This window comes from Streptomyces tremellae, from assembly GCF_039540215.1.
In the GTDB taxonomy this organism is placed as follows: Bacteria; Actinomycetota; Actinomycetes; order Streptomycetales; family Streptomycetaceae; genus Streptomyces; species Streptomyces tremellae.
In genome coordinates, this window is sequence record NZ_BAABEP010000013.1 from 36,623 (window position 1) to 60,256 (window position 23,634).

Sequence of the window (23,634 nt, forward strand, 5' to 3'; positions counted from 1 at the left end):
TCGCTCACCGGCCGCCGTCGACGTGCAGCACCTGGCCGCTGATGTGGGAGTTGGCCGCGGAGGCCAGGAACACCACGGCGTGGGCGATGTCGCGCGGTGTGGAGAGCCGGCCCGTCGGTGTGCGCTGCTGCTCGGCTTCGCGTACCGCTTCCGGCAGGTTGTCGCACACGTCCCGAGTGAGGGTCAGGCCGGGTGCGAGGGCGTTGACAAGGATCCCGTCGGGGCCGGCGTCCCAGGCGAGGCTGCGAGCCAGCCCGTGCAGAGCCGACTTCGCCGCACCGTAGATCTCCTGGCCCCGTTGGCCGTGCGCGGCAACGTGTGAGGAGAGCAGCACGACGCGGCCCCAACCGCGGGCACGCATGCCGGGCAGCACACACTGCACGGTGCGCAGTGTGGCGAGCAGGTTGTCGGTGAGCGCGGCGGCCCCTTCTTCATGCGGCACATCCTCGAAGTGCGCGGTGGGCGGCCGCCTCGGCCGGCGCCGGTGGGCGTTGGCCACCAGGACGTCCACTCCGCCCCATCGCGCCGTGACCTCGCGCACGGCGTCCTCGGGCGACCCCGGCTCGTCCAGCGCGTAGCGTACGGCCATGGCGCCTTCCTGGCCGCCGAGTTCGGTTACCAGGTCCTCGGCAGCGTCCTTGTCGTGCCGGTAGGTCACGGCGACCCGCGCGCCGTGTGCGGCGAGTTCGAGCCCACTCGCGCGGCCGATGCCACGGGTGCCTCCGGTCAGCAGGACAACGCGGTCCGTCAGTCCCAAGTCCACTGTGGTCCTCCCAAGTGACGGTTGCGGGCGATGCTGCGTACGGTCCTGGCGACGAGCGTGGTGTCCGGGCTTCGAGGCACGGTCCACCGGCGGTCGATGCGGCAGCGCGCCCAGGGCGCCTGCACCACGCGCCCCGGGGAAGCCCGCAGCTCCGTGCCACCGGATCCGCGGTGTCGACATGCCGGGCGGCGGCAGGACGTCACACGACGGAGTGCAGCGCGGCCATCAGGACACGCGCCTGCATGTTCACGTAATAGCCGTGCAGCAGCAGGTCCTCGACCTGGTGCGGGCTCGCCCAGACGAAACCGTCGGGGACGAGCGCGAGGTCGTCGCCGACGTCGATGATGCGGTACCGGCTGCCGGCGTGGTGGAAGCGCGCGCCCTCCTCCGACAGTGCCGCGTCGTACAGGACTGTGCCCGGGTCAGGGGCGAGGGCCCGGTCGAGGAAGCGGGGGCGTCGTCCGCTGGGCACGTCGCGGTAGTTGGAGGGGGTGCACTGCACGGTCGGGCCGAACTCGGCGATGTCCAGCGAGCCCGCCTCCACTCGGGCGTGGAGGAGGACGTGGCGCACACCGGCGAAGGTACGCGTCAGCAGCGAGGCGACGCCGCCGGGCGCGGGCGCGATCAGCGGCTGCGTCCAGTGCAGGATCTCCCTGTTGTCCGCGTGCACTTCGGCCGCGATGACCTTGAAGTACCTGCCGTCCGCGCGCGAGATCTCTTCGTCGTCGCGGTGCCAGTACGCCACCTCGTTCAGGGGCTTGCGGTGCTGGCCCACCTCGCAGCGGGCCTTGATCTCGACCAGCGAGCTGATCACGGAGCCGAGCGGGTGCAGGGCCCCCGGTGAGCCGTTCTTCGATCTGCCCGGCAGGCATGCCAGGACGGAACACGCCTCCATGCTCAGGGTGTTGTCGCGGGACATCAGGGCGTGCAACTGCCCGAGGGTGAGCCAGCGGAAATCCTCGTGTTCCGGCACCTCGTCCATGGCCGCCACGACCATGTGGCGGTTGCGCTTGCGCAGGAACCAGGCTCCGCGCTCGGACTGCAGGGTATCGACGAGCGCGGTGGCCGAGTGCGGCGGAACGAAGTGCTCCAGGTAGGGGATGGGCCGCCCTCGGTGCACACCGGTGTAGTTGCTGCGCGTGGCCTGGATCGTCGGGGACAGCCGCACCGCGTCCTCGTTGCCGGGCTCCAGCTTCGCCTGCATGAGAAAGTGCAGTACACCGTCGAACTCCTTGACCAGCAGCCCCAGAATGCCGATCTCTCGCTGGACGAGGATGGGCTGCTCCCACGTGCCGTGCGGGGTGTCGGCGTCGATGCGCAGCCCCGTCACCGAGAAGAAGCGGCCGCTGTCGTGCGCGAGAGTGCCCGTGCCGGGGTCGAAGCCCCACCCGCGGAGCTTCCCGAACGGAATACGGTGCACCTTGAAGCCGCGCTCCGAGCGGCACTCGGCGAACCACCGGTCGAATTCGGCGTTCGGGGTCACGGAGCTGTCCGCGGCCCGCGCCGAGACGGCCAGAGCCTGCTGGAGCGACGGGATGGCGCGATCGGACATGTCGAGGGCCCCCTGTGTCGTGTCGGAGTGTCGAGGCGGCACCGTAACGAGCCTGCTCAGAAATACGTTCGAGCCCCGGCGGAGCAGCCGGTGGCGCCTGTACGATCCTGGTGGGCCGGGCCGCCGCCCGGGTACGCGACGGATGGGGCCGCCAGGAGATGAGCGCAGCACAGGAGGTCCGGGTCGCGGTCCTGGGGCCACTGGTGATCCGCTCGGCCGCCGGCGGTGTCGTACCGGTGGCGGGGTCGAGAATCGGGTCGCTGGTGATCCGGCTCGTGCTGGCGCACGGCCGGCCGGTGTCGCTCCACCAGCTGATCGACGACCTGTGGATCGGCGAGGCGCCCGCCCACCCTCGCGGTGCCGTGCAGGCTCTCGTCTCCCGGCTGCGCAGGAACGCGGCGAAACTGCCGATCGTCCTGGGCCCCGGTGGTTACACACTCGACCTGCCGGCCGAGGCCGTCGACCTGTGGCGCTTCGAGGAACTGGCCGCGCGCGGACACGCCGAGCTCGCCGACCGGCCGGGGGAAGCGGCCCGCATGTTGCGCGAGGGGCTCGCGCTGTGGCGGGGTGAGGAGTTCACCGAGGCCCGCGGTGCCCTGTTCGCCCAGTCCGCGGCGGTCCGGGTGGCCGAGCTGCGCCGCCGCGCCCTGGCCGACCGCGTCGACGCGGACCTGGCCCTGGGCCGGGCCGCCGAGATCCTGCCGGAGCTGGAGGAGCTGGTCGCCGCGGCACCCGCCGACGAGCGCTGGCACGCCCGGCTCATGGGTGCCCTGCACGCCGTGGGCCGGCGCGCCGACGCCCTCGACGTCTACGCCCGGGTACGCACGGTGCTGGCGGACGAGCTCGGTCTCGACCCCTCGTCCGCCCTGCGCGACGTTCACTTGGCCGTGCTGCGCGGCGAGGCCCCCGCGCCCGGCGCCACCGAATCCACCGGCCCCGCCGCGGGACGGCGCCCTGGCGATCCGCCGGTGCCCCTGTCCGGATCCGCCCCCGCGGCGACAGGCCCCGATGGTCGGCCGACCGCCCCGGACCGCCCCCCGCGGCTGCCCGTACCACCCACCACCCTTGTGGGCCGGGAGGACGAACTCACCGCGCTGAGAGGGCTATTGGACGAAGCACGTCTGGTGAGTGTGATCGGCCCCGGCGGCGTCGGCAAGACCCGCCTCGTCGCGGAGGCCGCCTCGCTGCTCAGTGGCCGCTTCGAGGACGGTGTGTGGTGGGTGGACCTGACCGTCGTACGCGATCCCGCCCGCCTCGACGAGGAGGTACGCGCCTGTCTGGCGGGCGTCGGTACGACCGTGCTGGACGGCGCCCGCGCGGCCCCCCACGGCGGGCCCGAGCGACTCGCCGACCTCGTCGGGGGCCGGGGGATACTGCTCGTCCTCGACAACTGCGAGCACGTCGTCGAACCGGCCGCGGAACTCGTCGGCGAGCTGCTGATCCGGTGCCCGGCGCTGCACGTCGTGGCCACCAGCCGGGAACCCCTCGCCGCTCCGGGCGAGCGGATACTGCCCCTCGGGCCGCTGGCGCCGCCGCCCGATGACGCCACTCTCGACCAGGTACGGGCGAGCCCGGCGGTGCGGCTGCTGGCCGAACGCACCCGCGCACTGCGCCCCTCGTTCACCGTCGACGCCTCCAACGCGGCGGACACGGCCCGCATCAGCCGCCGCCTCGACGGCCTGCCCCTCGCGCTGGAGCTGGCGGCCGCGCGGCTGCGGGCCCTGTCGCCCGGCGAGGCGGCCGACCGCTTCGACGATCACCTGCAGCTGCTCTCCGACGGCCGCCGCGGTCGGCCCGCCCGCCACCGCACCCTGAGTGCCGTCATCGACTGGAGCTGGGAGCTGCTGCGGCCCGAGGAACAGGTCCTGGCCCGCCGCCTGGCCGTCTTCAGCGGCGGCGCCACCCTGGACGCCATCGAGGAGATCTGCGCCGGCTGTCTGCCGCGCAGCGTCCTCGACCTGGTGACCGCGCTCGTCGACAAGTCGCTGCTCTACCTGACGGAGGACCGGGGAAGGACCCGCTATCGGATGCTGGGCGTGATCCGCGACTACCTCGCAGAACGGCTCGGCGACCGGGAGGAGCGCGGCCTGCGGGAGGCGCACGCCCGCTACTTCCTGCGGCTGGCCGAGACCGCGGGCCCGCGCCTGATCGGGGCGGACCAGGTGCGGTGGCTGGTCCGCCTGGCCGACGACCACGACAACCTGCGGGCCGCCCTGAGCTGGGCGGCCTCCTGCGGGCAGGGGACGGTGGCACTCCGGCTGGTGGCCGCCCTGAGCTGGTACTGGTCACTGCGTGGCCGCCAGACGGAGGGCTCCGACTGGGCGCGCCACGCGCTGGCGGCGGACGACGCCATGGGCGGCGACGTCCAGGAGGACGTGCGCGTCCTCGTCATGATCGTCGCCACGTTGGCTCCCGGGGCGGACCCCGCCGAGCGGAGCACCGCACTCGACAAGATCCGGGACCGGCTCGGCCCACACCGCTCCGTCCGCCCGCCCGGTGACCGGGAACGGCCGGAACTGACCGCGTTCCGGGCCACCTTGAGCCTGCTCGGCCAGGATCCCGGCACCGCTCTGAAAGACATGGAAGCCCTCTCGGAGGATCCGCAGACCTGGGTGCGCTGCTGCGGGCACCTCAACGCCGGGCACCTGTGCTCCGCCCGGCGCGACGTGCCGGCGGCGACGCGGCACTTCTGGGCCGCCGTGCACGACGCGCGCGGCATCGGTGAACGCTGGGCCCAGGTCCAGGCCCTCAGCGCCCTGGCGGACCTCGCTTCCGCCGCCAGCGACCCCGAAGAGGCGGCGGGACTGCTGGAGGAGGCGCTGCGGCTGGCCACGGAGCTCGGCGCCCTGGACGACCAGGTGCTGCTGCTGGCCCGCCTGAGCGTCGAGGAGGCCCGCGCCGGCCGACTGCCGCGGGCCCGCGAGCTGGTGGAGGAGGGCCTGCGCACGGCCCGGCGGACGGGGGCCACCCGCTGCCTGCCCCAGATACGCGGCGCGTACGGCGATGTGGCGCGTTGGTCGGGCGACCTGGAGGGGGCGGCTGCGGTCCTCGGCCGCGGCCTGGGTGCCCTGCGCACCGCCCAGCACCGCGACTCCGGGCAACTGGCTCTGCTGGCTTGCGGGCTGGGCCATGTCGAGGTCGCCCGGCACCGCATGGGGCCGGCACGCCACTGCTACGACGAGGCCCTCGCGCATGCCCTTCCGCTGGGCGACGCACGTCTCGCGGGCCGGGTGCTGCTGCTCGGCGCCGACCTCACCGCCGAGCACGGCGACCCCGTGCGCGCCCTGCCGCTGCTGGGCGCCGCCGAGACGCTGACCGGCACCGCGGCTGCCGGAGACCTCGACGCGCTGCGCATCCGGGACAGCTGTGCGCGCACGGTGCCCGGCGCGCAACTGGCGTCGGCGCTGGAGACCGGCAGGTCGTACGCCGAGGACAGTGGCGGCACCGGACTGGCCACGCTGTTCGAGCGGCTGCCCGCGGGGGGAGGCGGCCGCCGGCCCCGCGCGGCCGGCGCCCTTCGCCGCCTGTGACGGCCCCTGCGGACGAGCGCGCCGGACCGCCCGCCTCCCGGAGGCGGCTCAGGCCGGAACCGTGCCCTCGACGAGGTGCACCACGCTGCCGGTGGCAGTGATGCCACCGAAGGTCAGGCCCGCCCGCTCGAAGAGATCCTGGTACTCGTGGCCGGTGCGTTCCCTGCCTCCCTGGCTGACCAGCATCAGCAGATTCATCACCGTGGCTATCTCCGGTGTGGCGGTCTGGTCGAGCACCTGTTCCGCGAGCACGACGCGAGCGCCCGGCGGCGCGCTGCGCACGAGGGCACGCAGCACGGCCAGCGCCGTGTCGTCGTTCCACATGTGCACGACCCCCTTGAGCAGGTACGTGTCGGCCCGCACGGGGACAGCCGTGTGACAGTCCCCCGCGCGCACCGTGCACCGGTCGGCCAGCGCGCCGCCGGGCAGCAGTGCCGCGTCGGCCCCCGCGAGGACCTGCTCCAGGTCGAACAGGACGCCACGAAGGTACGGCCGGCGTTCCAGCAGGACCTTCAGCAGCGTGCCGCGCCCGCCGCCTATGTCGGCGACGACGCGGGCTCCTGCCAGATCCAGCGAGTCGGCGACCGCTCGCGCCGTCGCCTCTCCCGACGCGGCCATGGCACGGTCGAAGAGGGCTCCCAGGGCCGGTTCCGCCTCGTGCAGATGGGCGAAAAGGGTGGTGCCGTACTCATCGGCGAAGACGCTGCGGCCCGTCCGTACGGCGTCGTCCAGGCGCGCCCAGATCCGCCAGGCGAAGGGGGCGCCCGCCAGCAGCGCCATGGCGCGCCGCCCGCCGGGCGCGTCGGAGCGCAGCAGCAGGGACAGCTCCGTGTGCGCGTAACGGCCGTCGCCCACGTCTCGGAACACACCGTGGCAGGCCAGGGCCCGCAGCAATTGTCCCAGTGCTTCGGCGTCGGCCTTGACGGCGGCCGCCAGTGGCTCCACGGGGAGGGGCTCCTCGCCGAGCGCGTCGGCGAGTTCGAGACGGGCGGCGGCGGTCAGGGCCGCGCTCACGCCCAGGCTGTAGGCGAGTGCGTGCAGCCGCAGCGGCGCCGGGGTGTCGTCATTCATGGGAGATCTCTCCGTCGTGTACGTGCAGGACGTGCCGCGCGTACACGGCCGCGTTCCCCTCGAACCGCAGGGCCGCGTGGCTGGTGGCAGCGTGCACGTCGCGCCATGCCCGCTCCACCACGCTGCCCTGCGCCTGGCCCTGGGTGCCGCTTTCCCGCTGCAGCCGCTCCACCGCGTCCGTCAGTGCCTCGGCGGCCACGGCGAAGTCCCGGTGGCTGCGCGCGATCAGACTGTCCATGTCCGTGCCGCCGGGGCCGCCGAGGCCGACGCCCGACGGCGCGGCGGCCGGTGCCGCGCCGTCCGCGTGAGTGGCGACCCGCATGGTCAGCAGCAGGGCGGTGTCGAGGGCAGCGGCGGCCCGGGCGAGGGTGGCCTGCGCCGATGCCTTCTGCGCGGCCCGCACCGCTCTGCCCATGATCATTTCGGTGCGGCTCGCGGTGTGCTCCACCCATGCCCCCAGGGCGGCGGTGCTCGCTCCGAGCGCGGGGGCCAGCATGGTCAGCCCGTTGACCAGGCGCAGCGGGGCGCTGTGGCAGGCCGCCCGCGCGGTGTCGGGGGCGGTGCCGGCCAGCAGCACCGACTGGGCGAGCGTCCTGTGGGCGGGGACCAGGACGTCCTCCAGGACTGCGGTCCTGCTGCCGGTGCCGCGCAGTCCCATGGTGAACCACGTGTCGTCGACGCTCCATGCCTGGCGTGGGACCGCGAAGAAGCGCAGCGTGTCCGCTCCGGCATCCGGGTCGCGGGCGCACAGCAGAGCCCAGTCGGCGTGGTCGATGCCGCTGATGTACTTCCACGCCCCTGACAGGACGTAGTCCGTGCCCTTGGCGCGCGCGGTCCCGCCGGGCACGAAGCCCGCCGAGATCCGGGCATCGGGGCCGGACGCCCAGATCTCCTCCTGCCCTGCGGCGGGCAGATACGCGGCCAGGCGGGCGTGGGAGGCGTACAGCGAGGCGCACCATCCGGCGGCCGCGCAGGCACACGCGAGTTCGGCCGAGGCGCCGGCGAAGTCGACGAAGCCGCCGGCCGCGCCACCGAAGCGCCGCGGGACGAAGTGGCGCGGGAAACCCGCGTCCGTGATCGCCCTGACCGTGTCGGGCGCAAGGCACCGGTCCCGGTCGGCCCGGGCTGCCAGCGGGGCCGCGACGTCCCGGGCCGCGCGGGCGCCTGCGGTCAGGGTGCCCGGCGCCACGTCCGGCACTTCGAGGGCGCCGGCCTGCGGTGTGGTCCGGCCCTGGACGGCCGACGCGCTGAGCGGTGGCGGCATGAGCGGTTCCTTCCCGTGAGAGGAGTGTTCCGGCCGGGGGCGGCGTCGCAGGCCCGCGGCCGGACGGATGGGGGCGGTCGGGCCCGGCCGGGCCGGGCCGGGCCGGGCCGGGCGTTCCTTCAGGGCCGGTCTGCGAGGAACAGGCGGTGCATGGCGGCCTCGCTGGCGTGGGAGCTCGGGTGGGCGAAGCCCGCGTCGGTGAGCATGCGCCGGTAGGCGTCCACGGAGTGGGTCTCGCCGTCGTGGGTCTGCACCAGCATGATCACGGAGAACATGAACGGCAGCGGGTTGGTGTGCGGGGTGTCGCCCGCGTCGTAGGAGTGGCCGACGACCGCGATACGGCCGCCGGGCTTCAACGCGGCGTGCGCCCGCTTGAGCAGTACGGTGGCCTCCGCCTCGGCGAAGTGGTGCAGCACGTTGGTGAGCATGACGAGGTCGTAGGGGCCGCCGAGCGGCGTCTTGAACATGTCGCCGGGCAGCTTGCGGAACCGGTCCGCGACGCCGAGCTCTTCCGCGTGGCGCTCGGTGATGTCCAGGACGCCCGGCCAGTCCAGCCCGGTGATCGTGGCGCGCGGCTCGGCCCTGGCGAAGGTGAAGCCGTAACTGCCGTGGCTGCACGCGATGTCCAGCACGTCGACGCTGTCACGCTCCGCGGCCCACGGCACGAGACGGTCCGTCATCAGCTGGGCGGCGCCGTTGTTGAACCAGGACGTGCTGTGGGCGAACTCCTGCCAGTAGTCGAACTCCGGTGTCAGCGCGTGGGTGGGCTGTACCGTGCCGCCGTGGCGCACCGCGTCGACGAGGTGCTTCTGCGCGTCCCACTCCCAGTCGCTGGCGCCCAGGCGCACGGCGCCGCCGAAGAACGAGGGGCTCGTGCTGATCAGCAGTTCGCTGCCCTCCTCGGGCAACTGGTAGCGGCCCTCTTCCGCGCGCAGCAGCCCGATCGCGGACAGTGCGTCGCACAGGATGCGCATACCGCGCGGGTGCACGTCGGCGTACTCGGCGAGTTCGACTGCGCTCAGCCCCCCGCCGTCGAGCGGATCGAAGATCCGCAGCTCGAACGCGGTGCGCAGGAGGGCCGTCTTCACATAGCCGCGGGCGATGTCGTGGAGGTGCTTGGTGTCGGTCACTTCTGCCTTTCATCGGGGCCGGAGAAGGTGTGGCGGACTCCCATGGTCGGACCGGGACTTCGAGGGACCTTCGAAGGTGCGCCATCACGCTGGGCCTCCGAGACCCGACACGACAGGAAACGGCATGGACAGCGAAGTCCCGGTGGTGATAGCGGGAGGCGGCCTGGTGGGCCTGTCACTCGCCTTGTTCCTCGCCGACACGGGTGTGGACGTCCTCGTGGCCGAGCAGCGCCTGAGCCCGTCGGCGCTGCCGCGCGGACGGGGCCTGAATCTGCGCACCATGGAAGTGCTGCGCAGCGCGGGCATCGAGGCGGCACTGCGCGCGGCACCCCCGTCGATCCTGCGCGATCTGACGGAGATCGCGGGCGCGCGCACACTGGCGGGCGAGGCGTTCTTCCATGCGATCCGCCCCGCGGCGGAGTCGTACGCAGCCCTCAGCCCGGTCGTTCCGCTGGTCACCGACCAGAACGAGGTGGAGCCCGTGCTGCGGGCCGAAGCCGTACGGCGTGGCGCACGCGTGCACTTCGGAACCCGGGTGGACGCCTTCGAGCAGGACGCGGAAGGCGTCACCGTCCAGCTGACCGGGACGGCGGTCGGTGATCGACAGCAGGTGCGGGCCTCGTATCTGGTGGCCGCCGACGGACACCGCTCGGCGGTGCGTGCCGCGCTCGGCATCGCCACTTCGGGCCCCGGAAGCCTCGCCCACTACGTCAACATCCCCTTCGAGGCCGACCTGTCCGAGGCGCTGCGCGGGCGCCGCCTGGCGTTGTGCTATCTGGACGAGCCGGTCCCGCACACCATGCTGACCCGGCTCGACAGTCCCACCCGGTGGGTGCTGATGGTGCCCTACCGGCCTGAGGCAGGAGAGAGGGCCGAAGACTTCACACCCGGCCGGAGCCGGGAGCTGATCCGGGCCGCGGCCGGCCTGCCCGGTCTGGCGCTTCGCCTGCCGGAGGACGAGGGCCCCGGTGCGCGGACCTGGGAGCTGGCCGCCTGGACAGCCGTGCGCTACCGCGCGGGCCGCGTCCTGCTGGCCGGGGACGCCGCACACGTGATGGCCCCGGCGGGCGGCCTCGGTGGCAACACCGGTGTCCAGGACGCGCACAACCTCGCGTGGAAACTGGCTGCCGTGGTGCGCGGCCGGGCGGGCGAGGAGCTGCTGGACAGCTACGAGCACGAGCGCAGGCCCGTCGCACTCGCGGTCGGCGAGCAGTCCGTGCGCCGGCAGCTGGCGCGCCGCTCCGCCCGCGGGAGCACTCCCCCGCCCCGCCCGGCAGCCCATCCGCTCGCGGCTGTCCTCGGGCACCGCTACCGCTCTTCCGCGGTCCTCTCCAAGTCAGCGAACGACCAACTTCCGGAGCCACTGGTCGAGTTCACTGGTGAGCCGGGCAGCCGGGCCCCCCACCTCGTGCTGCGGGCCAAGGCCCGGAGTCTGTCCAGCCTCGACCTGTACTCCACCCGCTTCGTGCTGCTGTGCGCGCCGGCCGCGCGGCTCTGGGAGGAGGCGGGACGGCGGGTGGCGGCCGAGTGGGACCTGGCCGTGTACCGCCTCGGCGCCGCGCTGCACGATCCCTCGGGCACATGGGCTTCCGCGCACGGGGTCACCGAGCGGGGGGCTGTGCTGGTCCGGCCCGACGGATACGTGTGCTGGCGGGCGGCCGACGCCCCGGCAGACGGGGCCGCGGCCACGGGCGGCGCCCCGCACGGCCGTACGGGCTCGGGAACCGCCGTGCTCGACGCCGTGCTGAGCACGGTGCTCGGCACGGCGGGTGCCCCGGCAGCCGGTACGCCCGGGCCTGCCGCGGCGTCCCCACGGGTCCAGGGCCCCGCACTCGCGGAGGAACCCCGGCCGGCCGGCGCCCCCGCGGCGCCGGCCGCACCTACGACGACCTGAGTTCCCGCGTCGGCGCCGTGTCAATGCCCTGTCAGCGCCGTGCAAGCGGCGCGGGACAGCATCACTCAGAACGCCACCCCACGGGAAGGACACAGCATGACATCGGCACTACTGGCCGAGGGCCTGGCCAAACGGTTCGGGGAGGTGCAGGCTCTCGACGGCGTCGACCTGCAGTTGGAGACCGGCCAGGTCCTGGGCCTGCTGGGCCCCAACGGCTCGGGCAAGACGACGGTCGTCCGGATCCTGTCGACGCTGGTCAAACCGGACGCCGGGCGCGCCACGGTGTTCGGCTACGACGTCCTGGCCCAAGGGGCGCGCGTGCGCCAGCTGATCGCGCTGACCGGGCAGTACGCGGCAGTCGACGAGAACCTCACCGGCACCGAGAACCTGGTGCTGATCGCCCGGCTGCTGGAGATGAGCCGGCGGGAGGCCCGCAGGCGGGCGGACGAGCTGCTGGATGCCTTCGAATTGAGCGACGCGGCGGGCCGCGCGGCACGCACCTATTCGGGCGGCATGCGCCGCCGTCTCGACCTGGCCGCGAGCCTGGTGGGCCGGCCCCGGGTGCTCTTTCTCGACGAGCCCACCACCGGCCTCGACCCGGGTAGCCGCTTCGCTCTGTGGTCGGCCGTGCAGCGCCTGGCCGCACAGGGCACGTCGGTGCTGCTGACCACCCAGTACCTGGAAGAGGCCGACCAACTCGCCGACAACCTGGTGGTCATCGACAAGGGCAGGGTCGCAGCCAGGGGTACCGCCGCCGCCCTCAAGGACCGCGCGGGCATGCGCACCCTGCTCGTACGGCCGGCCAGGCCGCAGGAGCTCGACGTCGCGCTGGGCATCGCCCGCGAACTGGCACCGCAGGCCGGCCAGGAGGACGGCGGCATCGTCGTCCCGTCTGCGGACGGCGCACTCATGTCGACCCTGCTGCGCCGTCTCGCGGAGGCGGATGTGCACCTCGACGAGGCGGAGCTGCGCCGGCCGAGCCTCGACGACGCCTTCCTCGCGATCGTCGGCGGAGGCGGTGCGGGCGGTCGCGCCGATCGCGCCCCGGGCGACGGTACGTCCGGCGACGGCACCGCCGAGAACGGTGTCCGGAAGGGCGGTGCCGCACAGGACGGCACCGCTGAGGAGGGCGTGCCCGCGGGCGGCCCCGACGGTGAGAGGGAGATGGCATGACGTCCGCCCTGGCCTCCGCGGCCCCGCCGGAAGGAAGCGTCGAGGCCGCGGTCCGGCCCATCGGACCGGTGCGCCTCGGGCGGCACACCGCCGCCCTGACCTGGCGCACCCTCACAGCCGTGCGGCACAACCCGGAATCGCTGTTCCTGCTCGCCATCCAGCCGCTGCTCTTCCTGGTGCTGACGACGTACGTCTACGGCGGTCAGATGGTGGGGTCCTCGCACGCCTACCTCCAGTACCAGGTGGCGGGCATCCTGGGCTACAACGCGGTCTTCGCGACGATGTCGGGGGCCCCTGCCCTCTTCGGTGACCTCGCGCGCGGGGTGTTCGACCGTTTCCGTTCGATGCCGGTGGCCCGCACCGCGCCGCTGCTGGCCCGCTACTGCGGCGACATGTGCCTGCAGATGCTGGCCTTCGCGCTGGTGCTCGGCCTCGGTTTCGCGCTCGGTTTCCGCGTCGAGTCGCACTGGTGGAACATCGGATACGTCATCCTCCTCATGATCGCGTTCTCGTTCGGGATGTCCTGGGTCGCCATGGCGGTCGCGACGAACATGCGCTCCGGCGAGACCGTGCAGATGCTGTCGTTCATGTGCACCTTCCCGCTGGTGTTCATCAGCGGCGCCTTCGTCGAGGTGAACACCATGCCGGGATGGCTGCAGGCCCTCGTCAAGATCAACCCCGTCACCTGGCTGACCGCATCGGCGCGGGGGCTGCTGCTGGGCGGGCCGGTGGAGCGGCCGGTGTTCTACACCCTGGTCTCGGTGCTCGTCCTCGCCCTGCTGTTCATGCCGCTGGCCCTGCGTGGCCTGGCCCGGCGCCGCTGATCGGAGACCGTCATGCGCGTTGCTTTCACCACGTCCAACTGGGCGGGTCACTACCTGTGCATGGTGCCGCTGGGCTGGGCCCTGCAGGCCGCCGGGCACGAGGTGCGGGTGATCTGCGCCCCACAGCAGAGCGACACCATCAGCCGGGCCGGGCTGGTGCCCGTGCCCGTCGTCGAGAGCCCCGACATGATGTACATGTCCCGGCTGAACCTGTACGCGCGCGTCGTGGAGGGCCAAGAGGTTTCGCCGCTGCTGCCACTGCACCCGGTCACCGGCCAACGGGTCAGGAACCTGAGCGAGTTCGATGTGGCGACAGCACAGCGGGCCTTCTCACAGGAGTACACGGCAACCGTGCGCACGGCGTACGAGAGCATGTGGGGGTTCGTCCGGACGTGGCGGCCGCACCTGGTCTGCCACGACGTGCTCTCCGGCGAGGGGGCCGTCGTGGCACGCGAGGCGGGGGTGCCCAGTGTCTACTGTCCCCCGGGCCTGTTCGGCACGTCGGACGAGGAGCTGGGCTTGGACCTGGCGCTGCTTGACATGGTGCACGACATGGCCAGACCGCATCTGCCGGGCTGGAGCCGGGAGGACATCACCCACGTGATCGACCCCTCGCCCCAGTCCGCGGTACCGCCGTTGGGCGACGCGACGCGGATGCCGGTGCGTTTCGTGCCCTACAACGGCCCGGGCGGGCTCCCGCCGTGGGCCTTCGAGCCGCGGACGCGGCGCCGGGTGTGTGTGCTGTGGGGCCGCTCGGCGAGTGGCATCTACGGGGCCGACGTGCCGGCGCTGCGCGCTGCGGTGGACGCGGCGGTGGCATGCGGGGCCGAGGTGGTGCTGACCGCCACCGCTGAGCAGGTGCGGGCCCTGGGCACACTGGGCGCGGGCGTGCGGGTGCTGCGGGACTTCCCACTGGACCTGCTGCTGCCCACCAGCGACGTGCTGATCCACCACGGCAGCGACAACGCGCTGATGAACGGTGCCGTCGCGGGGGTGCCCCAACTCGCGCTCGCGCTGGCCTCCGACCAGATCGCCTTCAGCCGCCGGCTCGCCGGGTCGGGGGCGGTGATCGCCCTGGAGGGACTGACCGCCGAAGCCGGGCAGATCCGCTCGGCCGTGGAAACACTGCTCGACGAGCCCGGCTACGCGGGCGCGGCACTGGCGCTGCGGGCGGAGATCCGCCAGGCACCCGCACCGGCCGTGCTCGTGTCCGCGCTGGAGTCGATGGCGGCGCTGAACTGACCGCGCACTCCGGCGGTGCGGTGGCCGTCGGCGGCGGCGCGTGGGCCCGCACTCGCGGCATCGGACACAACCGGCCGCGGCCCGCCACGTCCCACGCCTCGGTCCCGGGCATGCGGCGTGCTCCGGGCCCGGCAGTCCCGGGCCCGGAGCACGCGGACGGTGGCCGGCCCGGCCGGTGCGGGCAGCCGTCGGCTCCGGGGGTCCGTTCAGCCGTAGACGCGGTGGGCGACGGCCCGCTTGGCTTCCCGCATGCACCGCAGGGCCTCCGGGGTGTAGCCGCCGGCTGCGGGCCGCTCGGGCACATCCGTCACGTCCGCGTCGAGGACCCGCCACGGGGAGCCGACCGCGGTGAGCGAGCGGTGCTTGGTGCCGTAGTAGTCGGCCCTGACACTGACCGCGACGCCGGACGCCCCTCCGGCCGCGGCGACGAGGTGGGGGTGGAAGCGAGTGGTGAGCCATGCCTGTCCGGGCGCGACGGGCAGGCCGGAGGCGAGGACGTCCCCCATGGTGTAAACCCGGGCACCGGGCAACGCCTCGCGGGCGAGCGCGAGGATCTGCTCGTCCTGGCCGGGGGCGCATTCGAGGAGGCCGATCTGCTCCCCGCGCGCGCCCCAGGCCCGCGCCACCCGGGCGAAGTGGGCCACGAGGTCCTCGGAGCGAGTGTCGGAAAGCAGCGACTGAAGGCTGAGCATGACGTCGGGAACGCCACGGTGGTCGTGCAGGCCCCCCTCGACGTCCAGGAAGACGTCGTCGCAGCTGTGGACGCCGTCACCGGCGTCCAGCAGACGTGCGGAGGCCGCATCGCGCACGTCGACGACGTCGAATCGGCCGGCCAGCGAGCGGATCAGCTCGGGGCTGCCGGCGACGGGCCAGAGGCCCTGGCCGGTCATGGCCGCACGCGCGCCGGTGAGACGCGTGGCTGCCGTGATCCCGGCCAGCAGGCCCGCGAAGGGGGCCCAGAGGGAATTGATGAAGCCGCCGCCCAGCAGGTGCACGACGCGCGCGCGGCGGAGGTGGCCGAGGGGCGCGGCCAGGTCCGGGCAAGTCCCCGGGGCGCGTACGGCGTCGGCCACCGCGGCGGCCGTGAGGGCCGGATCGGCCGACCAGTGACGGACGCACAGCTCCCACAGAGCCCGGTGGAAGTGCACCCGCGGGTGCAGGTCCTCCATCCGCCGCGCGGCGGCGCCGGGGTCCATGCAGTCGAGGAACACGTCGGCGCCCGGGGCGGTGCGGGCGAGGTGTCGCAGCCATGTGGCGGCGATCAGCTCATCGCCGTAATTGGGGATTCCCGCCGGACCTACCAGGTAGATCAGCTCTCGCTCGCTGTTGGTCATGCCTTCATCCGGCCACAAACCGTTCGAGGAGACCTCAAGCGGTGTCACGCCTCGAACAGCCGTCGAGCCCGGGCGCGCAGACTGCCCGAGACCGATCACCGTCGCACGTCGCAGGGAGGAGACCACATGCGGGTGCTGTTCATGTCAACGCCTGTGCCCAGCCACTTCGCTCCGATGATTCCGCTGGCCTGGGCACTGCGCGCCGCAGGCCACGACGTGCTGGTCCTCGGACAGCCCGACATCGCGTCCAGCGCGCTGACGGCCGGTCTTCCGGCCGTGGAGACCGGTGACTTCTACGACGCCGTCGAGGCGCTCACCGCCCGGCTGCCGGCGGGGCAGCGGCCCAACCAGGCGGGGCGTGCCCAAACCGGCGACCGGTCACCGTTCACGCTGGTCTGGCCGTGGATCATGCACGCCCGCTACCTGATGAAGGACCACCTGGCGCTGGCGGCCGAGTGGGCTCCCGACCTTGTCGTCTGTGACCCTTTCGAGTTCAGCGCGTTGCTGGTGGGCGGGGTGCTGAAGGTGCCCGTCGTGCACCATTGCTGGGACATCGACCCGCTGGGCGCGCAGCCCTTCGCCATGGCGCAGGACCTGCTCGGCAAGCGGTTCGCGCGCCACGGCCTGCCCGGCACTCTGCCCGGGCCCTCGCTGGTGATGGACGCGTGCCCGCCGTCGCTGCGCGGGCCGGACGCTGCCTCGGCGGGCCCGGTGCGCTCCGTGCGCTATCTGCCCTACAACGGTACCGGTCCGCTCCCGGACTTCGACACCGCGCCGCCCGGGCGACGCCACCGGGTCGCGGTCAGCCTGGGAAGCCTGACGGCGTCCCTCAACGGCATCCCCCTGTTCCGCAGCGTCGTCGACGGACTTGAACAGCTCAAGGACGTGGAGGCGCTGGTGACCCTGCCCGGCGTCCACCACGAGGAGCTGGGAGCGGTGGGCGAGCACACACGAGTGGTCGAGCCGGTACCGCTGAACCTGTTCCTCGACTCGTGCGCGGCGATCGTGCACCACGGCGGCACGGGCACCACGCTGACGGCCTGCGCCTTCGGACTGCCTCAGCTGGTGCTTCCGCAGATCGGCAACGAGTCGCTGTGGGCGGCCCGGCTGCAGGAGGCCGGTGTCGCCGTCGCCTGCCCCGAGCCGGCCCGGCAGGACGACCCGGACGTCATCTGCGAGGGTGTGGCCCGTCTGCTGACCACACCCTCCTACCCGGCCGCGGCCCGTGCGCTGGCGGTCGAGATGGCCGGCCTGCCGTCGCCCGCCGAGTTGGTCGGTCCGCTCGAAGAGCTCGCGGGGTGTGCGGGATGACCCTGCGCATCCTTGTCGCCGCACTCGCCCCCAGCCACCTGCTGTGCATGGTGCCGCTGGCCTGGGCGGCCCGCGCGGCTGGGCACGAGGTCCTGGTGTCGGGCCGCGAAGAGGTGGTGCGCACCGCGGCCGCGGCCGGGCTGCCCACGGCCGAGGTGGCCGAGCGACCCCTCGCCCGCGCGCCCCGCTCCCTGGGCCCCGCCACGGCGGATGTGTCGCTGCCGCGGATGGCCCGGACACTGTCACCGCGCGATCGCGACCGTCTGGCGGGGCAGCGCTGGGCGGCGGGCGAGCACCCGTGGCAGGTCCGGGTGGCCCGCGTCCTCGACGGCTTCCTGCGTGTGGCGCGCGCCTGGCGGCCCGATGTCGTGCTGTGCGATCCGATCGAGTTCGCGGGGCTGGTCGTCGGCTCGGCCCTCAGGGTTCCGGTGGTCGTGCAGCGCTGGGGTGGTCCGGACTCGATGAGTGCCGAGGCGATTGCCCAGGCACGTCACGTCCTGGCTGACCTCGCCTCGGAGGTGGGCGCGGCGGAGGGCGTCGCGCCGCCCGCGCTGGTCGTCGACCCCTGCCCGCCCAGCCTGCGCACGGACCCGGCCACCGCTGTGGAACCCATGCGTTTCGTGCCGTACAACGGTGCCCGGCGGTACCCCCGTTGGGCCCGCGGCTCGGGCGGGCGGCCACGGATCCTGGTGACCTACGGGATCTTCGGTGCCCGTGCGGCGCAGTCCGGGGCCGACTTTGTGAGCGGCGGCGATCTGGCGGCCCGTCTCGACGCCGTGCTGGCGGCCCTCGGGCCGTGGCGCGGGCACGAGGTGGTCGTGACGGCGCCCGCCGCGGTGCACGAGCAGCTCGGGTCGCTGCCGGACGGAGTACGGCTGGTGGAACGGGCGCCCTTGAACGCCCTGTTGTCGTCACGCTGCTCGCTGGTGGTGCACCACGGCGGCACGGGCACGGCGATGACCGCCGCCGTCCACGGGGTGCCGCAGCTGCTGCTGCCGCCCGAGCACCCTGCCCTGGTGGACTGCGCCCGGGGCCTGGAAGCCCGTGGCGTGGGCAGGGTGCTGAGCGGCAGTGCCTCATCCGATCCCGGCGCGCTGCGAGCGGCGGCGGGCGCCCTCCTGGAGGAGACCGCGGCCCGCGCGGCGGCCCGTGATCTGGCAGCCGAGATCGCGTGCCAGCCGCCGCCGGCGAGCCTGGTCGACAGCCTCGTGTCGGCCGCGCGCGCCCGTTCCGTCCCCGAACCCTGACTCTCGCCTCCCCCGCGTTCGCGTGGGGCCCGGCGCGGCGAGTACAGCCTGCACACCATCACAGAAGGGGAAGCCGTATGGCAGAGGAAGAAACCCCCCGCGACTTCGCGGCTCTCATGTTCGATGTCCTGTCGTACCAGGCGATCGCCGCCGCCGTCCGCCTCGGCGTGCTGGAACGGCTCGCGGACGGGCCGGCGGCGGCCGGGGAACTGGCCGTGGCCGCCGGCGCCCACGAGGAGCGCATGGCGCGCCTGCTGCGCGCCCTGGTCGCCCTGCGGGTCCTTGAGGACGGCGAAGGACGCTTCACACTGACCGGCGCGGGCCGGCTGCTGACGCGGCGCGCCGAGGGCAGCGAGGGCGCGACGCACGGTCTGGCCCTGTTCTACGGGGATCCGTTGACCACCCGGGTGTTCGGCGAGCTCGAATCCGCCGTGCGCGGCGACGTCTCCGCGTTCCGTCACGTCACGGGGCGCGCCTTCTTCGACTATCTGGACAGCGACCCGGAATACGCCGACCGGTACCACCGCGCGATGCGGGCCGGGGCGCAGATGCTCGCGCCGTTCCTCGCACAGGCGTACCCGTGGGGACAGGTGCGCCGCATCGTCGACGTCGGCGGCGGGGACGGCACCAGCCTCGCGGCGCTGCTGGCCGCCCACCCGGGCGTGCGCGGCACCGTCTTCGACACCGCACGAGCGGTCGAGGCGGCCCCCGTCCGGCTGCGGGAGGCCGGCGTGGACGGACGGTGCGCCGTCGAGGCCGGGAGCTTCCTGGAGAAGGTTCCCGCCGGCGCGGACGCCTACCTGCTCAAGAACGTACTGCACGAATGGGACGACACCGCGGCTGTGCGCATCCTGGGCAACTGCCGCGCGGCGATGGCCGACGGGGGCCGCGTCCTGATCGCGGCGACGCTGCTGGCCGACCCGAGCGACCCGGAAGCCCCGGAGCAGACGGGGCAGGACGCGTCCGGCGCTCTGTACGCGGCCGTCAGCGACATCCAACTGCTGTGCCTGAGCGGCCAGGAACGGACCCTGGCCCACTACCGGCGGCTGGCCGCGGAGGCGGGACTGCGCGTCACGGCGGTGCACCCGCTGCCGTTCATCGGCTTCTACCACGTGATCGAGGCCGCCACCGTCTGAGACGGGCACTGACGGCGCGTGGACGAGAGCGCCATCGCACTCTTCGAAAGGGATGACAGTCGGATGGGACAGGACGCCCCGGGCACCCGCCACGGCGCACGCGGTCCACGCCGGGCCGAAACCATGCACGGCCTCTTCCAGTGGTGTGTACGGCGCCACCCCGACGCCGTGGCCATCGTGCACGGCGAACGGCGCGTCACCTATGCCGAACTGGACGCGGCATCGGACGACATGGCGGCCGAGCTCGAGGCCTCGGGCGTGGGGCCGGGCGCGCGTGTCGCCGTGCTCATGCCGCGTACCGCGGAGTTCGTCACCGCGCTGCTCGCGGTGCTGAAGCGGGGTGCCGCCTACGCGGCCCTCGACCCCCGCTGGCCGCGGGCCCGCGTCGACGACCTGTTGGGGAGGGTCGCCGCCCAGCAGCTGGTCACCAGCGCCGAGGGGACCTGGCCCGTCCCGGTCCTCGACCCGTCGGGGTGGGACTTCCGGACGGCCGCGGCCGGCCCGCGCCGCCCCACGCCGGTGGACGTCGCCCCGCACGATGCCGCCTGCGTGTTCTTCACCTCGGGCACCACGGGAGCACCCAAGGCCGTCACCTCACCGCACCGCGCCACCGTGCGCCTCTTCGACGACTGCGAGTTCGCCGAGCTCGGGCCCGGCAACGTCCTGCCGCAGACCGCACCGGTTCCATGGGACGGTTTCACTCTGGACTGCTGGAGCGTCCTGCTCAACGGCGGCACGTCCGTCTTCGTCGACGAGCCCCTGCTGCCCGCCGCAGTGCGCGACCTCGTCGCGCGCCACGGCGTCAACGGCGCCTTTCTGACGACCGCACTGTTCAACATGCTCGTCGACGAGGACATCCACGCCTTCGACGGCTTCAGCTGGCTCATCACGGGCGGCGAGCGGGCCTCGACGCGACGCCTGCGCCGGTTCCTCGACACGCACCCCGGGGTCGCGCTGCGCAATGTCTACGGGCCCGTCGAGTCGACCGTCCTGGCCACCGCCCACCGGGTCACCCACGCGGACTGCGACGACCCCTCCGGCATCCCCCTGGGCCACGTGCTGAACGGCACACAGGCGTTCGTCATGGACGAGCTTCGTCCGTGCGCCACCGGTGAAGTCGGGGAGATACTCCTCGCCGGCGAAGGGCTCGTCGAGGGCTACCTGGGCGACGAGGAGCTCACCGCCGCCGCATTCGTCGAGGTCGACGTCGACGGCACGCCCCACCGCTGCTACCGCACCGGTGATCTCGGGCACCTCTCCGCGACGGGCACCCTGTACTTCGACGGGCGCGCCGACCGGCAGGTCAAGATCCGCGGCCACCGCGTCGAGCCCGCGGAGATCGAGCAGTGCGCGGAACGCATCACGGGTGTCTCGGCCGCCGCGGTCGTCCCGCTGCCCGGAGCCGACGGCCGCCCGGAAACCCTCGCCCTGTTCTACACCACTGCCGACGGTGCCACGGTGGACGAGGTCGCGCTGCGGGCGCAGCTCGTCCGCCGGCTGCCGGAGTACCTCCTGCCCGGCCGGCTGCACCACCTCGCCGCCCTTCCCCTGCTCGCCAACGGCAAGACCGACTTCGACGCGCTCCGCCGCACCGCGCCGCGCCCCACCGCGCCGGTACTGCCAGGACAGGCACCGCGTACCGGAACCGAGAGGGCCGTCGCCGCGCAGATCGCCGCGATCCTCGCCCTGCCCGACTGCGCCCGGGACGCCTCGTTCTTCACCCTGGGTGCCAATTCGCTCGACGTCGCAAGACTGTGTGCCCGCGTCGACGAGCGCCTGGGCGTGCCGATCCCGCCCTCCCGGATCTTCGCGCTGCAGACCGTCGCGGCCATCGCCGCGTGGGTGGACGGCGCGCCGGCCCCACAGCCGCCCGCCCCGCCGCCGGCCCGGGCCGGCGATCCGGACGACACCGCGGTGGCACTGCCCGCGTATCAGGGCCTGTACCTGTTCGAAGGCGTCGACGAACGGGCCGACGTGGCCTACGTGTGCCCGATGGCCTGGTGGATCGACGGCCCTCTCGACGCCGGCTGCCTCAGCCGCGCGGCACAGGACGTGCAGGACCGCCACGAGGCGCTGCGGGCGCGCTATCGGATGCAGGAGGGGCCGACCGCCCTCCTGGGCGGCACGATTCCCGATGTCGAGTTCCATCACATGCCCGACCAGGAGAACGACACCGCGGCCCGGACGGCACTTTCTGGGACACTGTTTCGGCCCCTGTCCTTGGCCGGCGGACCCGTCTGGAGGTGTGTGCTGGTCCGCAGCCGGGGCAGCGGCCGGTGGCTGTTCGGGCTCGTGGTCCACCACATCGCCTTCGACGGCGCCAGCGAACCCGTCCTCTCCGCCGACCTCAGCACCGCCTACGCAGCGCGTGTCCGCGGTACCGCCCCGGCCTTCAACGAGCCCTCGCCGAGCCTCGCGCAGGTGTCCGCCGAGCACGCCCGGCGCTGTGCCACCGTGGACACAGCGGCCCAACAGACCTTCTGGGACGAGGAGCTGGCCGGGCTGCCGGCCCTCGACCTGCCCCAGCGCCTGCCCGGCACCGCCCTCGTCGGCCCCAAGGCCCACGCGGAGGACACCGTGGCCGCCGAGGAGTTGGAGGCGTGGGAGTCGGACGCCCGCCTCCGCGGGGCCACGCGCCTGACCTACGCCGCCGCCGTTTACGGACTCGTCCTCGCCCGGTTCACCGGTCAGCTGGACTTCGCGGTCCTCGTGCCCTTCCTCCGCCGTGACACCACCGTCGGCGCCGCCGTCACGTGCCGCGTCGACACGATGTGCCTGCGCCTGCGCCTGCCCGACGCCGCAGCGCCTGCTCTCGACGAGGTCGCGGCCGTCACGCGTCGGGCCATGGCCGCCCTGGACGTACCGTTTCTCGACGCGGCACGGTCCGTACGCGCCTCAGGAAGGCTCCACACCATCCTCGACCTGCCCGTCCTGATGGTCGATGACGACCCGGACGTCCCGCTCCGGCTGACCGGGTGTACGTCCCGGGCGCTCCCCCTCGACACACCGACCACCATGACGCAGCTCGAACTGCGCCTGACACCCGCCCCCGACGGCGGCCTGCGCTGCACCGCGACCGTGTGGACCGACCGGCTGCCCGCCGCGTTCGCGCAGGACATCGTCGACGCGTTCACCGCCGTCCTGCGCCGGGGTCCCGCCCGCTGAACGGCACCGCCACCGGAGCGGGTCACGCGAGTACGAAAAGGACCGGCGAGCCGGCACGACCAGGGCCGGGGCCGACGCCGAAGCGGCGTCGAGGCCGGAGCCGAACGATCGGGAGGAAGAAGTGGCACACGAGCTCGACAACAGGGTCGTCCTGATCTCAGGCGGGGCGAAGGGACAGGGCGCCGAGCACGCCCGGCTGCTGGCCGCCCGGGGGGCACGGGTCGTCATCGGCGACATCAGCGACGACGAGGGCGGACAGCTCGCCGACGAACTCGGCGAAGCAGCCCTGTACGTCCACCTCGACGTGCGCGAACAGCAGCAGTGGAGGGCCGCCGCGGACGCGGCAGCCGACCGCTTCGGCACACTCGACGGACTTGTCAACAACGCCGGGGTCCTGAGCATCGGGTGGGCTGCTGACCTGCCGCTTGAGCAGTACCTGCACACGGTCGAGGTCAACCAGACCGGGACCTTCCTCGGCATGCAGGCGGTCATCCCCCACCTGCGCCGGGCCGGCGGCGGCACCGTCGTCAACATCGCGTCGACAGCGGGTCTCGCGGGTGACCGTGGACTGATCGCCTATGCCGCCTCGAAGTTCGCCGTCGTCGGCATGACCAAGGTCGCGGCCATGGAACTGGGCGTGGAGTCCATCCGTGTCAACGCCGTCTGCCCCGGCGTCGTCCACAGCGACATGACGAGCAGCTTCCGCAGCGAGACAATGGCCCAGCTCGCCGCCCAGCTGCCGCTGCGCCGCTTCGGCGCCCCAGGCGACGTCGCCTCCGTCGTCGCCTTCCTCACCAGCGACGACTCGGCCTACATGACGGGCGAGACCGTCGTGGTGGACGGCGGCCGTCTCGCGGGCGTCCTGCCGCCCCGGTGACCGGCAGCCGCACGGGCCGGAGAGCCCGGGGCACACGGGTACAGGCGGGGACGACACGTGGTACCGCGCCAGAGCGCGGAGGCCGGGGAATACCCCCCGTCCTCCGCGCCCGTCGTGCCAC

General features: G+C 73.4%; 16 protein-coding genes. 10 read left to right on the top strand and 6 right to left on the bottom strand.

The annotated features are described in order from the left end of the window. Positions 1-4: 4 nt before the first annotated feature. Both ABEA77_RS12300 and ABEA77_RS12305 read right to left on the bottom strand, forming a co-directional pair. Positions 5-763, bottom strand: coding sequence for an SDR family NAD(P)-dependent oxidoreductase (locus ABEA77_RS12300; RefSeq protein ID WP_345645334.1), 759 nt, complete (start codon positions 761-763; stop codon positions 5-7). A 199-nt stretch (positions 764-962) separates the two neighbouring features. After that, on the bottom strand, positions 963-2,315 hold the full coding sequence (locus tag ABEA77_RS12305; protein ID WP_345645336.1) for an NDP-hexose 2,3-dehydratase family protein: 1,353 nt from the start codon (positions 2,313-2,315) through the stop codon (positions 963-965). 158 nt (positions 2,316-2,473) lie between these two features. On the opposite strand from ABEA77_RS12305, the gene ABEA77_RS12310 reads away from it, so the two are divergent. Continuing rightward, positions 2,474-5,845 carry an AfsR/SARP family transcriptional regulator gene (locus ABEA77_RS12310; protein ID WP_345645338.1) on the top strand — a complete coding sequence of 1,124 codons (3,372 nt, stop codon included), beginning with the start codon at positions 2,474-2,476 and terminating at the stop codon, positions 5,843-5,845. A gap of 48 nt (positions 5,846-5,893) precedes the next feature. On the opposite strand, the gene ABEA77_RS12315 is transcribed toward ABEA77_RS12310, so the two are convergent. The 3 genes from ABEA77_RS12315 to ABEA77_RS12325 form a co-directional block, all read right to left on the bottom strand. After that, the gene (locus ABEA77_RS12315) at positions 5,894-6,916 is read right to left on the bottom strand and encodes a methyltransferase (protein WP_345645340.1); all 1,023 of its coding nucleotides are present in this window, start codon (positions 6,914-6,916) and stop codon (positions 5,894-5,896) included. Beyond that, positions 6,909-8,180 carry an acyl-CoA dehydrogenase family protein gene (locus ABEA77_RS12320; protein ID WP_345645343.1) on the bottom strand — a complete coding sequence of 424 codons (1,272 nt, stop codon included), beginning with the start codon at positions 8,178-8,180 and terminating at the stop codon, positions 6,909-6,911. The genes ABEA77_RS12315 and ABEA77_RS12320 overlap by 8 nt, the downstream gene beginning before the upstream one ends. A 119-nt stretch (positions 8,181-8,299) precedes the next feature. Beyond that, positions 8,300-9,310, bottom strand: a complete 1,011-nt coding sequence (locus ABEA77_RS12325; protein WP_345645345.1) for a class I SAM-dependent methyltransferase — start codon at positions 9,308-9,310, stop codon at positions 8,300-8,302. Positions 9,311-9,434: 124 nt separating this feature from the next. On the opposite strand from ABEA77_RS12325, the gene ABEA77_RS12330 reads away from it, so the two are divergent. The 4 genes from ABEA77_RS12330 (at position 9,435) to ABEA77_RS12345 (ending at position 14,443) form a co-directional block, all read left to right on the top strand. After that, the gene (locus ABEA77_RS12330; RefSeq protein ID WP_345645348.1) at positions 9,435-11,204 is read left to right on the top strand and encodes an FAD-dependent monooxygenase; all 1,770 of its coding nucleotides are present in this window, start codon (positions 9,435-9,437) and stop codon (positions 11,202-11,204) included. 96 nt (positions 11,205-11,300) lie between these two features. Next, positions 11,301-12,377 carry an ATP-binding cassette domain-containing protein gene (locus tag ABEA77_RS12335; RefSeq protein WP_345645351.1) on the top strand — a complete coding sequence of 359 codons (1,077 nt, stop codon included), beginning with the start codon at positions 11,301-11,303 and terminating at the stop codon, positions 12,375-12,377. Next, entirely contained in the window at positions 12,374-13,201 is an 828-nt protein-coding gene (locus ABEA77_RS12340) for an ABC transporter permease (RefSeq protein ID WP_345645354.1), read from the top strand. The genes ABEA77_RS12335 and ABEA77_RS12340 overlap by 4 nt, the downstream gene beginning before the upstream one ends. 12 nt (positions 13,202-13,213) lie before the next feature. Beyond that, positions 13,214-14,443 carry a nucleotide disphospho-sugar-binding domain-containing protein gene (locus ABEA77_RS12345; RefSeq protein WP_345645357.1) on the top strand — a complete coding sequence of 410 codons (1,230 nt, stop codon included), beginning with the start codon at positions 13,214-13,216 and terminating at the stop codon, positions 14,441-14,443. Positions 14,444-14,649: 206 nt separating this feature from the next. Here ABEA77_RS12345 and ABEA77_RS12350 read toward each other — a convergent pair whose 3' ends face one another. Beyond that, positions 14,650-15,777 carry a polysaccharide pyruvyl transferase family protein gene (locus ABEA77_RS12350; protein ID WP_345645360.1) on the bottom strand — a complete coding sequence of 376 codons (1,128 nt, stop codon included), beginning with the start codon at positions 15,775-15,777 and terminating at the stop codon, positions 14,650-14,652. 141 nt (positions 15,778-15,918) lie between these two features. Here ABEA77_RS12350 and ABEA77_RS12355 point away from each other — a divergent pair, with 141 nt between their 5' ends. The 5 genes from ABEA77_RS12355 to ABEA77_RS12375 all read left to right on the top strand — a co-directional run bounded on the left by ABEA77_RS12355 (position 15,919) and on the right by ABEA77_RS12375 (position 23,513). Further along, on the top strand, positions 15,919-17,088 hold the full coding sequence (locus tag ABEA77_RS12355; protein WP_345645362.1) for a nucleotide disphospho-sugar-binding domain-containing protein: 1,170 nt from the start codon (positions 15,919-15,921) through the stop codon (positions 17,086-17,088). Beyond that, positions 17,085-18,335, top strand: coding sequence for a nucleotide disphospho-sugar-binding domain-containing protein (locus tag ABEA77_RS12360; protein ID WP_345645364.1), 1,251 nt, complete (start codon positions 17,085-17,087; stop codon positions 18,333-18,335). The genes ABEA77_RS12355 and ABEA77_RS12360 overlap by 4 nt, the downstream gene beginning before the upstream one ends. A 77-nt stretch (positions 18,336-18,412) precedes the next feature. Further along, entirely contained in the window at positions 18,413-19,471 is a 1,059-nt protein-coding gene (locus ABEA77_RS12365) for a methyltransferase (protein WP_345645367.1), read from the top strand. 63 nt (positions 19,472-19,534) lie between these two features. After that, a complete protein-coding gene (locus tag ABEA77_RS12370) occupies positions 19,535-22,636 on the top strand; it encodes an amino acid adenylation domain-containing protein (protein ID WP_345645369.1) in 3,102 nt (1,033 codons plus the stop codon). A gap of 121 nt (positions 22,637-22,757) precedes the next feature. Further along, positions 22,758-23,513, top strand: a complete 756-nt coding sequence (locus tag ABEA77_RS12375; RefSeq protein ID WP_345645372.1) for an SDR family NAD(P)-dependent oxidoreductase — start codon at positions 22,758-22,760, stop codon at positions 23,511-23,513. Positions 23,514-23,634 lie beyond the last annotated feature (121 nt).

Coding starts and splice junctions, on each gene's coding strand:
- ABEA77_RS12320 (WP_345645343.1), bottom strand. CDS start 8,180: ATGCCGCCACCGCTCAGCGCGTCGGCCGTCCAGGGCCGGACCACACCG.
- ABEA77_RS12350 (WP_345645360.1), bottom strand. CDS start 15,777: ATGACCAACAGCGAGCGAGAGCTGATCTACCTGGTAGGTCCGGCGGGA.
- ABEA77_RS12340 (WP_345645354.1), top strand. CDS start 12,374: ATGACGTCCGCCCTGGCCTCCGCGGCCCCGCCGGAAGGAAGCGTCGAG.
- ABEA77_RS12370 (WP_345645369.1), top strand. CDS start 19,535: ATGGGACAGGACGCCCCGGGCACCCGCCACGGCGCACGCGGTCCACGC.
- ABEA77_RS12345 (WP_345645357.1), top strand. CDS start 13,214: ATGCGCGTTGCTTTCACCACGTCCAACTGGGCGGGTCACTACCTGTGC.
- ABEA77_RS12360 (WP_345645364.1), top strand. CDS start 17,085: ATGACCCTGCGCATCCTTGTCGCCGCACTCGCCCCCAGCCACCTGCTG.
- ABEA77_RS12365 (WP_345645367.1), top strand. CDS start 18,413: ATGGCAGAGGAAGAAACCCCCCGCGACTTCGCGGCTCTCATGTTCGAT.
- ABEA77_RS12315 (WP_345645340.1), bottom strand. CDS start 6,916: ATGAATGACGACACCCCGGCGCCGCTGCGGCTGCACGCACTCGCCTAC.
- ABEA77_RS12335 (WP_345645351.1), top strand. CDS start 11,301: ATGACATCGGCACTACTGGCCGAGGGCCTGGCCAAACGGTTCGGGGAG.
- ABEA77_RS12310 (WP_345645338.1), top strand. CDS start 2,474: ATGAGCGCAGCACAGGAGGTCCGGGTCGCGGTCCTGGGGCCACTGGTG.
- ABEA77_RS12305 (WP_345645336.1), bottom strand. CDS start 2,315: ATGTCCGATCGCGCCATCCCGTCGCTCCAGCAGGCTCTGGCCGTCTCG.
- ABEA77_RS12330 (WP_345645348.1), top strand. CDS start 9,435: ATGGACAGCGAAGTCCCGGTGGTGATAGCGGGAGGCGGCCTGGTGGGC.
- ABEA77_RS12355 (WP_345645362.1), top strand. CDS start 15,919: ATGTCAACGCCTGTGCCCAGCCACTTCGCTCCGATGATTCCGCTGGCC.